Raw genomic sequence first — 14076 nt, 5'->3', positions numbered from 1 at the left:
GTAAGCTAATGACAGGCGGCGAAGGGGACGATTCCAAAGGCTACTTCATCAAACCAACTGTATTCGCTGACCTTTCACCAGAATCTCGCATCATGAAGGAAGAAATCTTTGGACCAGTTGTAGGCTTTACAAAAGCTAAAGATTTCGATGAAGCGATTGACATTGCTAACAACACAGAATACGGTTTAACGGGTGCAGTTATTACCAACAACCGCATGAACCAAGAAAAAGCACGTGAAGATTTCCATGTTGGAAACTTATACTTTAACCGCGGCTGTACAGGTGCCATTGTAGGCTACCAGCCATTCGGCGGATTCAACATGTCAGGAACTGACTCTAAAGCAGGCGGACCTGATTATCTGCTTCTTCACATGCAAGCAAAAACAACTTCAGAAATGTTTTAATTTCAAAAAGAGTGATTTGTCATTGGACAGATCACTCTTTTTTTTCGTTAAGAAAATATCTTTTATTCAGCGTAGAAGATATTAAGGGAAAAATCTATATTCATTCCCCATTCAAGCTCCAAAAGGCGGTTGCTGGTAAAAGAAACGCCGTCTCATTCCCCGATCAAGATTAAAAAGGCAGTTGCCGGTAAATGGAACGCCGTCTCATTGCCCGTTCAATGTCAAAAAGTGGGCCGCCGGTAAAAGAAAGGCCGTCCCATTCCCTGTTCAAGAATAAAAAAGCGGTGAGCGGAAAATAGTTGAATTCTATGAATGATCGATTAGAATTTTCAAAATATTTATAAAATGGGGTTCCCTTTCAGAATTATCTGTTATATAATACAAAATGTATAATATGAATTGTAATATAACAACATTGAATTTCATCAAAACATTTTAAAGGAGGAGTAACACAAATGAATGATTCAAGAGTGAAGCAATTGCAGGAAAGCTGGGAGATGGATGCACGCTGGAAAGGGATTGAAAGACCATATTCTGCAGAAGAGGTCATTCAATTAAGGGGCTCCATCGATATTGAATATACACTGGCACGTAGGGGAGCTGAAAAGCTTTGGAAGCTTGTGAATGAAGAGGATTTTGTTCATGCGTTAGGAGCATTGACAGGAAATCAGGCTGTTCAGCAGGTAAAAGCAGGATTGAAGGCAATCTATTTAAGCGGCTGGCAAGTAGCGGCAGATGCCAATCTTTCCGGTCATATGTATCCTGATCAAAGCCTGTATCCAGCTAACAGTGTTCCAAGCGTAGTCAAGAGAATTAATCAGGCCCTGCAGCGTGCAGATCAAATTCATCATATGGAAGGGGATTCATCCATTGACTGGTTCGCTCCGATTGTGGCTGATGCGGAGGCTGGGTTTGGCGGCCAGCTGAATGTGTTCGAATTAATGAAAGGGATGATTGAAGCCGGAGCAGCAGGCGTCCATTTTGAGGATCAGCTCTCTTCCGAGAAAAAATGCGGACATCTTGGAGGAAAGGTTTTATTACCGACACAGACAGCCGTTAAAAACCTAATTGCTGCTAGGTTAGCAGCAGATGTAATGGGTGTGCCGACTCTAGTAGTTGCTAGAACAGACGCGAATGCGGCGGATTTAATTACTAGTGATGTAGATTCATATGATGCACCTTTCATTACGGGAGATCGAACACCTGAAGGGTTTTTCCGGACTAAAGCAGGTCTTGACCAAGCTATTGCAAGAGGATTAGCCTATGCCCCATATGCGGACCTTGTCTGGTGCGAAACGGCGGAGCCTAATCTGGATGAGGCAAGGCGCTTTGCTGAAGCCATTCATGAAAAGTTTCCTGGCAAAATGCTTGCCTATAACTGTTCTCCATCATTCAACTGGAAGAGCAAGCTTGATGATGAAACGATTGCGAAGTTCCAAATTGAGCTTGGAAAAATGGGCTACAAATTCCAATTCGTTACCCTTGCTGGCTTCCATGCCTTAAACCACAGCATGTTTGAATTGGCTCGCGGCTACAAAGACCGTGGCATGGCTGCTTATTCCGAATTACAGGAGGCTGAATTTGCAAGCGAGGTGCATGGCTATACAGCTACTAGACATCAAAGGGAGGTGGGGACCGGATATTTCGATCAAGTTTCAATGACGATTACAGGTGGAACCTCTTCCACAACCGCCTTGAAGGGTTCAACGGAAGAGGAGCAGTTTACATCCGCAAAACAGGAAGTATGATGATTTTGTATGACTGCAGTATGTTTAGCTAATTGATTTTCGTTTATCAATCATTCTATCGTGATTTTTGACCAATTTTTCTCCCATTTTATCCTCTCTTCTTTGTGAAGGGGGGATTTTTTTGCCGTATGATTTTTCAAAGATGACACCTCTTGATACAATAAAACATACATATTAATAGCCCTTCTTTTAAAATCTATATACAATTAACTTATTGGTGGCTGTTGAGAAAAAAACAACAGGAGGTATTACTTTGTCTAATAATATCGATGATTATATCCTCCAGGGAATCCATGGCCAGAAGCAAACAAAGCCTGATGAACGAAGGAAATTCCTTGGAACTTTGCGAGAACGAATCGTGATTGCCCTTACACAATCCCAAATTAGAGAAGACGGCATCTATCCTCAAATTGAAAAGGCGCTAAAGGATAATGGGAAAGCTCATCTTTACTTAAATGGAAATATGAATTACGAAGAACTTTCAAAATATACCAAACTAGCTTCAAAATATAGGATAGAATACACGATGGTGACTAATAAGGATTATAATTCAGAAATTGGCTTAGCTCTTGCTCATGACTATGCGATTGATAAAGAGGAGATATATGTAAAAAAAGAAGTGCCGATCAAAAAAGCTCCTAAAAAGAAAAAGGGATTCTTTTCGTTATTTTCAAGGAGTTAGATAAAAAGTGGAAAACCTAATGAAAAGTCCGTCACTAGCGGCTATTGGACGACTTTTCATGGTTCCATCACGTCCAAAAGTCCGTCCACTTTCCATGGACGGACATTTCACGTTCGCATTCCACACAAAAAGTCCGTCCACTTCCCTTGGATGGACATTTCACGTTCGTATCCCGCTCAAAAAGTCCGTCCACGCCCCCTGGATGGACATTTCACGTTCGTATCCCGCTCAAAAAGTCCGTCCACGCCCCCTGGACGGACATTTCACGTTCCTATCCCACTCCAAAAGTCCGTCCACGCCCCTTGGATGGACATTTCACGTTCGCATCCCGCTCAAAAAGTCCATCNNAAAAGTCCGTCCACGCCCCTTGGACGGACAATCCACGTTCCCGCCCCGCTCAAAAAGTCCATCCACGCCCTTAGTCGGACATATCCAAGCAGGTTCCAGCCCAAAAAGTCCGTCACCCCCCATGACGGGCATTTCTTTATTTTGACCAATGCGAATTGTCAGAACTCATGATAAAATGGCATAGGTACAAGTCAAATATACGCAATAAAAAAATTGCTTTAACGTGTGAAAGTTTGATATTATCTATATTATTGTGTCTATGGAATTACACTTTTGGAGGTGTCGATAAATGTCTAAAATTTCAACTGAACAAGTAAAACATGTGGCAACCTTAGCAAGGTTGGCCATAACAGAAGAAGAAGCTGAGATGTTCTCAAAACAGCTGGGTTCGATGATTAACTTTGCCGAACAGCTAAATGAATTGGATACAGACAATGTGGAACCGACCTCTCATGTTTTAGATATGAAAAATGTGATGAGAGAGGATATCCCTCAAGAAGGCTTACCGCAATCAGAGGTTCTAAAAAACGCACCAGATCATCAGGACGGGCAAGTGAAAGTGCCGTCCATTATCGAGTAAGGGGGGAAATACGATGAGTTTATTTGATCATAAAGTATCAGAGTTACACGAGCTTTTACATAAAAAAGAAGTTTCGGTCACTGATCTTGTTGATGAATCATATAAGCGTATTAGCGCAGTCGAAGATAAGGTCCAGGCCTTTATCACATTAGATGAAGAAAATGCTCGTGAAAAAGCGAGTAAACTAGATGAAAAATTAGGAACGGATGAATCAAAGGGGCTCCTATTTGGAATGCCGATTGGCTTGAAGGATAATATCGTTACAAAAGGCTTGCGTACAACATGTGCAAGTAAAATGTTAGAAAACTTTGATCCAATCTATGATGCAACAGTTGTGAATAAATTACATCATGCAGAAACGATTACCATTGGGAAATTAAATATGGATGAATTTGCGATGGGATCCACTACTGAGCATTCTGCTTTCAAGAAGACTAGAAATCCATGGAATCTAGACGTGGTACCAGGCGGATCTTCAGGTGGTTCAGCTGCGGCTGTTGCCTCTGGGGAAGTGTTGTTTTCTTTAGGAACAGATACAGGCGGCTCTATTAGACAGCCTGCTGCTTTTTGTGGGGTTGTTGGGATGAAGCCGACATATGGCCGTGTGTCCCGCTTCGGCATAGTCGCCTTTGCTTCATCGTTTGACCAAGTTGGTCCAATTACAAGAACGGTTGAAGACAATGCCTATTTAATGCAGGCGATTTCTGGTCTAGATCCGATGGATTCGACTTCTGCGAACATCGAAGTTCCTAATTTTGTAGAGTCATTAACTGGAGACATTAAAGGGTTAAAAATTGCCGTACCGAAGGAATATTTAGGTGAAGGTGTAGGAGAAACAGCACGCCAATCTGTATTAGATTCTTTAAAAGTACTAGAAAAGCTTGGCGCTACATGGGAAGAAGTTTCCCTTCCACATTCCAAATATGCATTGGCATCTTATTATCTATTATCTTCTTCTGAGGCTTCAGCGAATCTTGCTCGTTTTGATGGAGTTCGATATGGATATAGAACGGAGAATCCTGAAAACTTGCTTGATCTTTATAAAAAGACACGTGCAGAAGGATTTGGCGACGAAGTTAAACTTCGCATCATGCTAGGAACGTTTGCATTAAGTTCTGGCTATTATGATGCTTACTATAAGAAGGCACAAAAAGTACGTACATTAATCAAGAAGGATTTCGATGATGTGCTGAGCAAGTTTGATGTTATTGTTGGACCAACATCACCAAAACCAGCATTCAAAATCGGTGAGTCAATCGAAGATCCTTTGACTATGTATGCTAATGATATTTTAACTATTCCAGTTAACCTTGCAGGTGTGCCTGGAATTTCAATTCCGTGTGGATTTGACCAAGGTCTACCACTAGGGCTACAAATCATTGGCAAGCATTTTGATGAGAGCACTGTTTATCGTGTGGCACATGCCTTCGAACAGGCAACAGATTATCATAAACAAAAACCAACACTGTAAGGGGGGAAAGTAATGGAATTTGGAACGGTTATAGGACTTGAAGTACACGTTGAATTAAAAACAGATTCAAAAATCTTCTCGGCTAGCCCGAATCACTTCGGAGCTGAACCGAATACGAATACAACGGTCATTGACCTTGGGTATCCAGGGGTTCTGCCTGTCCTAAATAAGAAAGTAGTTGAATTTGGGATGAAGGCGGCGTTAGCTCTTAACTGCGAAATTGCTCCAGTTACGACATTTGACCGGAAGAACTATTTTTATCCGGATAACCCGAAAGCCTACCAAATCTCTCAACTGGATAAGCCAATTGGAGAGCATGGCTGGATTGATATTGAAGTAGATGGCTATAAGAAAAGAATCGGGATTACTCGTATTCATTTAGAAGAGGATGCCGGAAAACTAACTCATGGAAATGGATATTCATTATGTGATTTCAACCGTGCGGGCACTCCGCTCATCGAGATCGTTTCCGAGCCAGATATTCGTACAGCAAACGAAGCTTACGCCTATCTTGAAAAATTAAAGTCCATTATTCAATACACAGGTGTTTCTGATTGTAAAATGGAGGAAGGTTCTCTTCGTTGTGACGCAAATATTTCGATCCGACCAGTTGGACAGGAAGAATTCGGAACGAAAACAGAGCTAAAGAACTTGAACTCCTTTAACTTCATTCGTAAAGGGATTGAATATGAAGTAAGCCGCCAAGAGGAAGTAGTACGTTCAGGCGGAGTGATTAATCAAGAAACGCGCAGGTATGATGAAGCGACAAATACGACAATCCTTATGCGTGTGAAAGAGGGAGCAGACGATTATCGTTATTTCCCTGATCCGGATTTAATCGATGTTCATATTAATGATGAATGGAAAGAGCGGATCCGCGCTGAAATTCCTGAGCTTCCAGATCAGCGACAAAAACGTTATATCGAAGAGCTTGGATTACCTGTCTATGATGCAGCTGTATTAACTGTCGTCAAGGAATCAGCTGACTTCTTCGAGGCAACAGTAAATGCTGGTGCAGATCCAAAGCAAGCATCCAACTGGATCATGGGTGATGTCTCAGCTTATTTAAAGGCAGAGCAAAAAGAGCTTGCAGATACAGCTTTAACTCCAGAAGGGCTGGCCGGCATGATCAAGCTGATTGAAAACGGCACAATCTCTTCAAAAATTGCGAAGACTGTTTTCAAGGAATTAATTGAAAACGGCGGAGATGCTGAACAAATCGTGAAAGCGAAAGGATTAGTTCAAATCTCTGACGAAGGAGCACTCCTAAAAATCATCTCTGAGGTATTGGATAATAATCCGAAAATCATTGATGATTATAAAAATGGAAAAGAAAAAGCGCTTGGTTTCTTTGTTGGACAAATTATGAAGGCAACAAAAGGACAAGCAAATCCTCCATTAGTCAATAAGTTATTGTTAGAGGAATTAAAGAAAAGATAAGATGAAAAAAGCTGGTGGATTATTTCCATCAGCTTTTCGACTTTTTATCCTAAAGTGTCGACATATTTCAAGTGTATTTCCCAGGAAAAGACTTGTTAATTTTCATATAGCGACAAAAAATGAAAGCAAGTCTATCCATTTCACTTTCACGAAAGGGATATGTAATAATAAGTAAGAATGACTTCGAAACAATAGGAGGGCTATAATGAGCTTAAATCAATGGTTTGAAAAAGGTTTAACAGCGGATCAGTACATAACAGGAATGACGGTTAACCAGGAAGAAATGACCCTTATCCTTGAGAAATTTTCACTATCAGATACGGAAAAAGAAAGACTGGCTCCTTTTAAAGAAAAAGGTTTAAAAGCAATTGTCTTAACCGAGGACTGGTGTGGAGATGCACTCTTAAATAACCCAGTTTTATTAAAAATTGCTGCAGAGATTGATATGGAAGTCCGATTCGTCTTAAGGGATCAAAACCTTGAATTAATGGATCAATATTTAACAAATGGGACATCAAGAGCCATTCCAATTTTTGTTTTTATCGATAAGGATGGAGAAGAGCAGGCTGTTTGGGGTCCTAGAGCGAAACAGATTCAGGAAATAGTGGACCGTGAGCGTGGTCAGCTTCCTTCTCAGGATGATTCTGAATTTAAAGAGAAGCAAATGGCATTATATAAAAGGCTAAAAGATTCCTACGTGGAAGACTCTTCACTATGGCATACAGTAGCAGAAAGTATTATTGATCGATTGGCAGAACAAAGTAAGTAATTCTAAAGGATGTGCTTGTCGTGAAAAGAATGCAAAATGAGGTAACTGAAATGCTTGGCATCTCTTATCCAATTTTTCAGGCACCAATGGCAGGCGGAATTACAACACCAGCGTTAATCAGCGAGACATCAAACTGCGGCGGGCTCGGCAATCTTGGTGCAGGTTATATGCTGCCGGAAGAAATGAACGAGGCAATTAAGTCGATTAAAGCCTTAACAGCCAAGCCATTTGGGGTAAATTTATTTGTCCCAAATCATCAGGTTTCTTACACAGAGGAAGTGTTTGCTCAAGCCGTAAATGTATTAAAAAAATATCAAGCTGAATTGGAAATAGAGGAAGGCAATCCCCAGTTAGAAAAAGATTATCAAGCTCTTTATGAACAGCAATTAGAGATCGTTCTAAGGACAAGGGTGCCAATATGCAGCTTCACTTTTGGCATCCCAAATGAAGGCGTCATAAAGGAGCTAAAGAAGCAGGGAACGATTGTAATCGGAACAGCTACGAATGTGAATGAAGCTTTGGAGCTTGAAGCATCTGGAGTCGATATGATTGTTGCCCAGGGAAGTGAGGCAGGTGGCCACCGGGGAACCTTTCATGAGGAAGGCAGCGGGTTAATTGGTTCAATGGCTCTGATTCCACAAATTGCAGATGCTGTTAAACTGCCAGTCATTGCTGCCGGTGGAATTATGGATGCAAGAGGAATGGCTGCAGCCTTCATTCTAGGGGCGAAGGGTGTCCAGCTTGGCACTGCCTTTTTACCGTGTAAAGAAAGTGGAGCACATTCTATTTATAAGGAAGCAATATTAAATTCGACCGAGGAGCAAACCACGTTAACGAAGGCTTTTTCCGGGAAACTGGCTAGGGGTATTCGCAATAACTTTATAAAGGAAATGGAAGGTCAATCGACCGGAATTCTTCCTTTTCCCTTGCAGAATGATTTAACAGGTCCTATAAGAAAACAGGCTGCTAAATTAAATAACCGGGAGTATATGTCCTTATGGGCAGGCCAAGGGTTGCGCCTAGCGGCTAGTACATCTGTAAAGGAATTAATGGATCGTTTAACGAAGGAATACTTGGAATTATAAAGGAAAGAAAAAAGGAGGAACAACTAATTGTTTCTCCTTTTTTGTGGTCATGATTATTTTTCAGTTAAAGCTCTTGTAAGTCCTGGAACGATCTGTTTCTTACGGGAAACAACGCCTTTTAATAGGGCGCGGTTATTTTCAAGCTTTACGTTATAAGCCTCTTCCACTGCTTTCGTTTCGTTTCCAACAGCAATGGCAACGGAATCATTGTTTAAAATGTCAGTAAGAACGAAAAGGAATAAATCTAATTCCTTGCTTTTAACAACTTCGGATAGCTTTGCTTCGAGCTCGTCCTGGCGGCTTAGAACGTCATTTAGATCTACAGCATTTACTTGAGCAATTTCCGTTTTGTAACTGCCCATTTGAAATTCTTTGGCATCTAGAGAGATTAATTGATCAATCGTTTTATCACTCAGGTCTGCACCTGCCTTAAGCATAGCTAAACCATATTCCTCAGCATTGGCTCCAGCAATTTCTGCTAGCTCGCGTGCTGCTGCCACATCTTCCTCTGTGCATGTAGGAGATTTGAACAATAAGGAATCAGAAATAATCGCTGAAAGCATTAATCCAGCTGTTTCTTTACTAATTTCCACAGCGTTTTCCTTATAGAGTTTCTTTAAAATAGTTGCAGTGCAGCCGACCGGTTCTGCGCGGTAATAAAGAGGGTCGCTCGTTTCAAAGTTGGCGATGCGGTGATGGTCAATGACTTCAAGAATTCTTACATCACGAATATCATCAGCACTTTGTTGGAATTCATTGTGGTCGACAAGAATGACTTCACTAACTTCCTTAGATACGGCTTCAACTAGACGCGGTGCCTCAACCTTGAAAGTATCAAGCGCAAATTGAGTTTCAGCATTTACTTGTCCTAAGCGGATCGGTTCTGCCTCTACACCTAATTTTGTTTTTAATTCTGCGTACGCTATAGCAGAACAGATTGAATCTGTGTCAGGGTTTTTATGACCGAATACAAATACTTTTGACATAATCCTTCTCCTTGGATAAATAGAATAATGGCATTGAAAGCCTGTTGTTATTTTAACATATATGCAACAGTAGAAAAAATCAACTTTCGAAAAAATAAAGGGATATGACTAAATATGGAGAAACTATTACTAAAAGTTGGGAGGGCAGGCAGATGGGAAGTATAGCGGTTATTTCAGATATTCACGGCAATGTAACTGCACTTGAGGCAGTCATGGACAATATTAAATCCAGAGGGATCCAAACCATATTCTGTTTAGGTGATCTCATTGGCAAAGGCCCAAACTCGCAAAAATCGGTTGAACGAATTAGAGAGAGCTGTGAGGTCGTTGTGCTTGGGAATTGGGATGACTTTATCCAGAGACCAGTTGAAATAGAAGAGGTGAAATGGCATCAGGACCAGTTAGATAAGGATGCCATGAACTATCTTCGATCCTTGCCATTCCATCATGATTTTTATATGAGCGGCAAATATGTCAGGCTTTTTCATGCTTCAGCAAAAAGTGTGTACCACCGGGTTGTTCCGATGAGAGATACATATGAAGAAAAGCTTGCCATGTTTGATAATACGGAGAACATCAATCATAATGGGAAATTACCAGATGTCGTTGGCTATGGGGATATTCACGCTGCCCTTATCGAGCCTGTGAAACCTCAAAAGACACTATTTAATGCTGGTAGTGTTGGGAATTCACTTGATATACCCCAAGCTACTTATACGATTCTTCACGGAGACTATTTATCGGACAAGCCTGCGCCTTTTTCAATTGAGATTGTCAGAATTCCATACGATGTTGAAAAAGAGCTGTCCATTGCAAGGGAAATGGGGCTGCCTAATTTAGAGGCATATGCACTCGAGTTGCGTGAAGCAAAATACAGAGGGCCATTCAAATCGAGGGTATAACGATTGTTTTGAAAATGAAAGCCGAATATTGGACGAACCAATATTCGGCTGCAATGGAGTATTTTATGCACGATTTGCATTGTTCTTTGGCGGAATGCGATCGTTCTTTAAATTTTTATCGTTAATTTTTGGTTCACGCCGATGGAAATGATTATGAATATTAGAGCGGTGAAGGAAAATCAAAAATAATAGAAAAATAGAAAAAATAAGTTCATGTTCCCGGCCAGGTGTGAAAAAGGAATAGACGAGCAGAGTCAGGCCGACTGCTAGTGATCCGTAATATACATATTTCGATATAAATATAATAAAGAAAAAAGCAAAATAGGCAGCCAAAAACATCCATATATTTGCTACAAGAAGGACCCCTGCCGTTGTGGCAATGGCCTTTCCCCCTCTAAATCCCGCGAAAATTGGAAAGCAATGCCCAATTACAGCAGAAAGTCCAATTAGTAAGGCATCCGTTTCTACCCCTGCTAAAGTAGGAAGGAAGGCGGCAAGAGCCCCTTTTCCAACATCGATAAGCAAGACGATGATAGCGGCTTTTTTTCCAAGAACCCTTAATGTATTTGTGGCGCCAGGATTATTGCTTCCGTGCTCGCGTATATCAATATTAAAAGCTAGCTTTCCAACAATAAGCGCAGTCGGAATGGATCCGATAAGATAGGCAACTACAAACAATAATATTGTCATCATATCATCCTTTATCGCAGATTAACGGGCTGTAAGCCCCCCACTTCAAGAAGTTGAGTTAAGCAAAAATTTCTAAGTGGGGGTCAACAGCCCGTAAAGGCCCAAATTTAGGAACACAGACTAAGAACGCCACGTCCTGTGGCAACGTCTATGTGACCCACATCCTGTGGGCCGCAACTAACAATCAATGGGCGCGATGAGGGCAGATTAAGAGCGCAACATCCTGTCGCAACGTCTGCACTAGCACGTCCTGTGTGTCGGCCCCCCATTGATTGAAGTTTCACTTTATGGGAAAATAGTGGGTAGGGATTTCCATGCATTTGGTAAAGTAATTAATTTTATCTTACCATGGATTGATTTCTGTTTGTGCGGAAATTTCTGAGATAGGCAAATGTGTGATGTAAATCACTTATATATCATACTAAGAAATGATATCTTTTATATAAAGAGATTTTCACTATTTATATGTGGGAAATATAGTTTAAGGGGGTAGGAGTTTGATGACAGGAGCGATATTTTTTGTGATCGTCCTTACCATTATCGCAATTATTACTACTATTATATTTATTACTAAAGGTGATCCTAATTACAGAAAATCAGCTAAACGGAATACAAGGAATCTCACCTTTATATACGTGATAGCTACCATCCTATCATTATTTGCATTAGTTTTTTATATTTGGCAATTTTAATAAAATACATTTGTCGAAAACGCTTGGGAAGCCAATTTTCTAAGCGTTTTTCTATGCCATTATATTTTTTTAAAAAAAATTACCTTTTTAGTGTAGGGATAGAGCACCTGACTTTCGTCTATTAGGGTGGAAGCTGTCAGAAAGGGGGAGAGAGCGATTAGCGACCAAGTTCTAATCCAAAAAGTAAAAAGCGGCAATCACCATGCATTTCGGCTTTTGGTTGAAAAGTACCGCAATGATTTGTTCCGGACCATCTACGCTGTATTAAGAAACCAAAAAGAAGCGGAAGATGCCACACAAGAAGTTTTTATTAAGATTTACACCTCTCTCTCCCAATATGAAAATCAAGGGTTTAAAACATGGATTACGAGAATTGCAGTAAATCATGCAATTGATGTAAAGAGGAAGCAGAATCGGAGTCAAGAAGATATAATAGATTTGGCGGAAAGAGAAATATTGGGGAATCGATGGGAAAGTGTAGAGGACGAGATTATACATAAAGAAAAAGTTTCCCGTGTTCGTGAAAAGCTCCATGAGCTGCCTGAAAATTATCGAAACGTCATTTACGATTTTTACATTGCGGATAAGACGTATCAGCAAATGGCTGCGGAACAAAATGTTCAAGTGAAGACAATTGAGACGAAGCTTTACCGTGCCCGCAATTGGATGAAGAAGCATTGGAAGGAGGACGATTTTTCATGAGGCATTATTCAATAGAAGAGTGGATGAAATACGTGAAAAATGAATTCGATCAGGACGTCCGTGAGGAGTATGAAAACCATCTTTATACTTGTGACCAATGCTTGGATTTATACCTAGAGGCGGTGACGGTAGCGGAAAGCGAATTGCCGGAGATTGAGAATGAAATTGAATTTACTAATTCAATCATGGCGCAGATAGCTGAGAGTCATCCTCCTTCAGTAAAGGTCGTGAATAAGAGGAAGGAAAGCCGGCCTTTTTATCAAACGGCGATATTTCACTATACAGTCGCAGCGGCCATGACCATTTTACTTATGACAACTGGCGTTTTCCAGTCGATTACACAATATACCGTAAGTGTCCAAACACCAAGCTTCCAGGAAAAAAGAACATCGGTTACAGAAGGAATTGTAGATAAAACCTTCGCCTGGATGGATTCATTAGATAAAGATAGCAAGGAGGCTAATAAATAATGAAAAATCCGATTATCGCGTTTTTATTGGGATTTTTCCCTGGTGGCGGTTTACTTTATTTAGGGAAGATATTTTGGGGTCTTATTTACATGTTCGGGGAGTTTTTCTTGATTGCGATTACCTTTTTCTTTGCCGCACATGGTGAAGGGGACGTCGCTTTCGTGATTGTCATCATTGGAGTGATTCTTTATCTTGTCAATCTAGTTGATACAGGGATTTCGGCATCTAGAATGTTGCATCGCAAGGAAGCAATGCCTGTCGAATCTGGTTCGGCTGGAAGTGAAATGGAGTATGAACGGTTTCGTACGATTTTATTATCCTTTATTCCCGGTGTGGGGCATTTTCAACTCGGCTTAATGAACCGGGGGATTACCTTATTAATTGCGTTTATGGGCTTAGCGATTATGGTGTTTTTTGTGGCGATATTGACCCATAGAGACGAATTCTTGATTTTTTGGGCGATCTTGCCTGTCATTTGGGTGTACGGGTTTTTTGATGCCATTCAGCAATTAAATAAGAAGCAGCGCGGTGAACAGCTTGTAGACCGCACCATCTTAGAAGACTTCGAATCCCGAAGAGAGGAAGGGAAGAAAAGTAAAGCCATCGCTACTTTATTTTCCGTTTTCCCTGGAGCTGGCCATCTATATATTGGCTTACAGCGCCGTGGAATTCAATTAATGGCTGCTTTTCTATTCTCCATCTATATTTTAGACGTATTAAGATTAGGTATTTTCTTATTTTTAATTCCAATTATCTGGTTTTACAGCTTTTTCGATGGCTTACAAAAAGCTTCAAGATACGAAGATGAACCGCTTGAGGACACGCCCATCATTTCCTACTTATTTAATCATCAGAAATGGATCGGCATTGGTCTCGTGCTCCTTGGTCTGTATTATTTAACAACGAATATTCTTCTGCCTGTTCTATCACCAATGCTAATGAATGCCATCAATATTGATATTCGCTATTGGTTCGAGCGCTATTTCCAAACAGCTGTTGTTTGTATCCTCTTAATTGGCGGGGGCTTGAAGCTGCTTACAGGAAAAAAGGAGAAGAAAATAGAGATATCAGAGGAATAGAGTTTCACTGGTGCCCGTTCGTGTGGAA

Annotated in this window: 15 protein-coding genes; 13 read left to right on the top strand and 2 right to left on the bottom strand. The window is 40.8% G+C overall.

What is annotated here, in order from left to right; translation table 11 throughout:
• The 8 genes from V7122_RS18455 to V7122_RS18420 form a co-directional block, all read left to right on the top strand.
• On the top strand, window positions 1-404 hold a 404-nt coding region (locus tag V7122_RS18455), incomplete at its 5' end, for an aldehyde dehydrogenase family protein (RefSeq protein WP_335528122.1).
• A gap of 455 nt (window positions 405-859) precedes the next feature.
• Window positions 860-2152, top strand: a complete 1293-nt coding sequence (gene aceA, locus V7122_RS18450) for an isocitrate lyase (RefSeq protein WP_335346354.1) — start codon at window positions 860-862, stop codon at window positions 2150-2152.
• A gap of 253 nt (window positions 2153-2405) precedes the next feature.
• A complete protein-coding gene (locus V7122_RS18445) occupies window positions 2406-2834 on the top strand; it encodes a YueI family protein (protein WP_335346355.1) in 429 nt (142 codons plus the stop codon).
• A 637-nt stretch (window positions 2835-3471) separates the two neighbouring features.
• On the top strand, window positions 3472-3762 hold the full coding sequence (gene gatC, locus V7122_RS18440) for an Asp-tRNA(Asn)/Glu-tRNA(Gln) amidotransferase subunit GatC (protein ID WP_335347659.1): 291 nt from the start codon (window positions 3472-3474) through the stop codon (window positions 3760-3762).
• 13 nt (window positions 3763-3775) lie between these two features.
• Window positions 3776-5233 (top strand): Asp-tRNA(Asn)/Glu-tRNA(Gln) amidotransferase subunit GatA, encoded by a 1458-nt coding sequence (gatA, locus tag V7122_RS18435; protein WP_335347660.1) that lies wholly within the window; start codon window positions 3776-3778, stop codon window positions 5231-5233.
• Window positions 5234-5245: 12 nt separating this feature from the next.
• Entirely contained in the window at window positions 5246-6673 is a 1428-nt protein-coding gene (gene gatB, locus V7122_RS18430; protein WP_335347661.1) for an Asp-tRNA(Asn)/Glu-tRNA(Gln) amidotransferase subunit GatB, read from the top strand.
• 205 nt (window positions 6674-6878) lie between these two features.
• Window positions 6879-7442 (top strand): thioredoxin family protein, encoded by a 564-nt coding sequence (locus tag V7122_RS18425; RefSeq protein WP_335528117.1) that lies wholly within the window; start codon window positions 6879-6881, stop codon window positions 7440-7442.
• A gap of 29 nt (window positions 7443-7471) precedes the next feature.
• Complete coding sequence (locus tag V7122_RS18420) at window positions 7472-8527, top strand: NAD(P)H-dependent flavin oxidoreductase (protein WP_335528125.1); 1056 nt, start codon at window positions 7472-7474, stop codon at window positions 8525-8527.
• A gap of 53 nt (window positions 8528-8580) precedes the next feature.
• On the opposite strand, the gene V7122_RS18415 is transcribed toward V7122_RS18420, so the two are convergent.
• Window positions 8581-9513: a manganese-dependent inorganic pyrophosphatase gene (locus V7122_RS18415; RefSeq protein ID WP_335354781.1), complete on the bottom strand. Its 933-nt coding sequence runs from the start codon at window positions 9511-9513 to the stop codon at window positions 8581-8583.
• Between the two features lie 152 nt (window positions 9514-9665).
• On the opposite strand from V7122_RS18415, the gene V7122_RS18410 reads away from it, so the two are divergent.
• On the top strand, window positions 9666-10415 hold the full coding sequence (locus tag V7122_RS18410; protein ID WP_335354780.1) for a metallophosphoesterase family protein: 750 nt from the start codon (window positions 9666-9668) through the stop codon (window positions 10413-10415).
• A 63-nt stretch (window positions 10416-10478) separates the two neighbouring features.
• Here the strand turns inward: V7122_RS18410 and plsY are convergent, their stop codons facing one another.
• A complete protein-coding gene (gene plsY, locus V7122_RS18405; protein ID WP_335354802.1) occupies window positions 10479-11105 on the bottom strand; it encodes a glycerol-3-phosphate 1-O-acyltransferase PlsY in 627 nt (208 codons plus the stop codon).
• Between the two features lie 497 nt (window positions 11106-11602).
• Here plsY and V7122_RS18400 point away from each other — a divergent pair, with 497 nt between their 5' ends.
• From V7122_RS18400 to V7122_RS18385, 4 genes are all read left to right on the top strand, one after another.
• Window positions 11603-11797 (top strand): hypothetical protein, encoded by a 195-nt coding sequence (locus tag V7122_RS18400; RefSeq protein ID WP_335354999.1) that lies wholly within the window; start codon window positions 11603-11605, stop codon window positions 11795-11797.
• A gap of 126 nt (window positions 11798-11923) precedes the next feature.
• Window positions 11924-12499 (top strand): RNA polymerase sigma factor, encoded by a 576-nt coding sequence (locus V7122_RS18395; RefSeq protein ID WP_335347741.1) that lies wholly within the window; start codon window positions 11924-11926, stop codon window positions 12497-12499.
• Entirely contained in the window at window positions 12496-12969 is a 474-nt protein-coding gene (locus V7122_RS18390) for a hypothetical protein (protein WP_335354998.1), read from the top strand. Before V7122_RS18395 ends, V7122_RS18390 begins: the two co-directional genes overlap by 4 nt.
• Window positions 12966-14048, top strand: a complete 1083-nt coding sequence (locus V7122_RS18385; RefSeq protein ID WP_335355004.1) for a hypothetical protein — start codon at window positions 12966-12968, stop codon at window positions 14046-14048. Before V7122_RS18390 ends, V7122_RS18385 begins: the two co-directional genes overlap by 4 nt.
• Window positions 14049-14076 lie beyond the last annotated feature (28 nt).

This window comes from Bacillus sp. JJ1532, assembly GCF_036965085.1.
In the GTDB taxonomy this organism is placed as follows: Bacteria; Bacillota; Bacilli; order Bacillales; family Cytobacillaceae; genus Cytobacillus.
This window is presented reverse-complemented; position numbering and strand designations above follow the sequence as displayed.

Excerpts from the sequence above, each read along its gene's own strand:
- gatC (WP_335347659.1), top strand. The coding sequence starts at position 3,472 with ATGTCTAAAATTTCAACTGAACAAGTAAAACATGTGGCAACCTTAGCA.
- V7122_RS18410 (WP_335354780.1), top strand. The coding sequence starts at position 9,666 with ATGGGAAGTATAGCGGTTATTTCAGATATTCACGGCAATGTAACTGCA.
- V7122_RS18390 (WP_335354998.1), top strand. The coding sequence starts at position 12,496 with ATGAGGCATTATTCAATAGAAGAGTGGATGAAATACGTGAAAAATGAA.
- V7122_RS18420 (WP_335528125.1), top strand. The coding sequence starts at position 7,472 with ATGCAAAATGAGGTAACTGAAATGCTTGGCATCTCTTATCCAATTTTT.
- gatA (WP_335347660.1), top strand. The coding sequence starts at position 3,776 with ATGAGTTTATTTGATCATAAAGTATCAGAGTTACACGAGCTTTTACAT.
- plsY (WP_335354802.1), bottom strand. The coding sequence starts at position 11,105 with ATGACAATATTATTGTTTGTAGTTGCCTATCTTATCGGATCCATTCCG.
- aceA (WP_335346354.1), top strand. The coding sequence starts at position 860 with ATGAATGATTCAAGAGTGAAGCAATTGCAGGAAAGCTGGGAGATGGAT.
- V7122_RS18415 (WP_335354781.1), bottom strand. The coding sequence starts at position 9,513 with ATGTCAAAAGTATTTGTATTCGGTCATAAAAACCCTGACACAGATTCA.
- gatB (WP_335347661.1), top strand. The coding sequence starts at position 5,246 with ATGGAATTTGGAACGGTTATAGGACTTGAAGTACACGTTGAATTAAAA.
- V7122_RS18425 (WP_335528117.1), top strand. The coding sequence starts at position 6,879 with ATGAGCTTAAATCAATGGTTTGAAAAAGGTTTAACAGCGGATCAGTAC.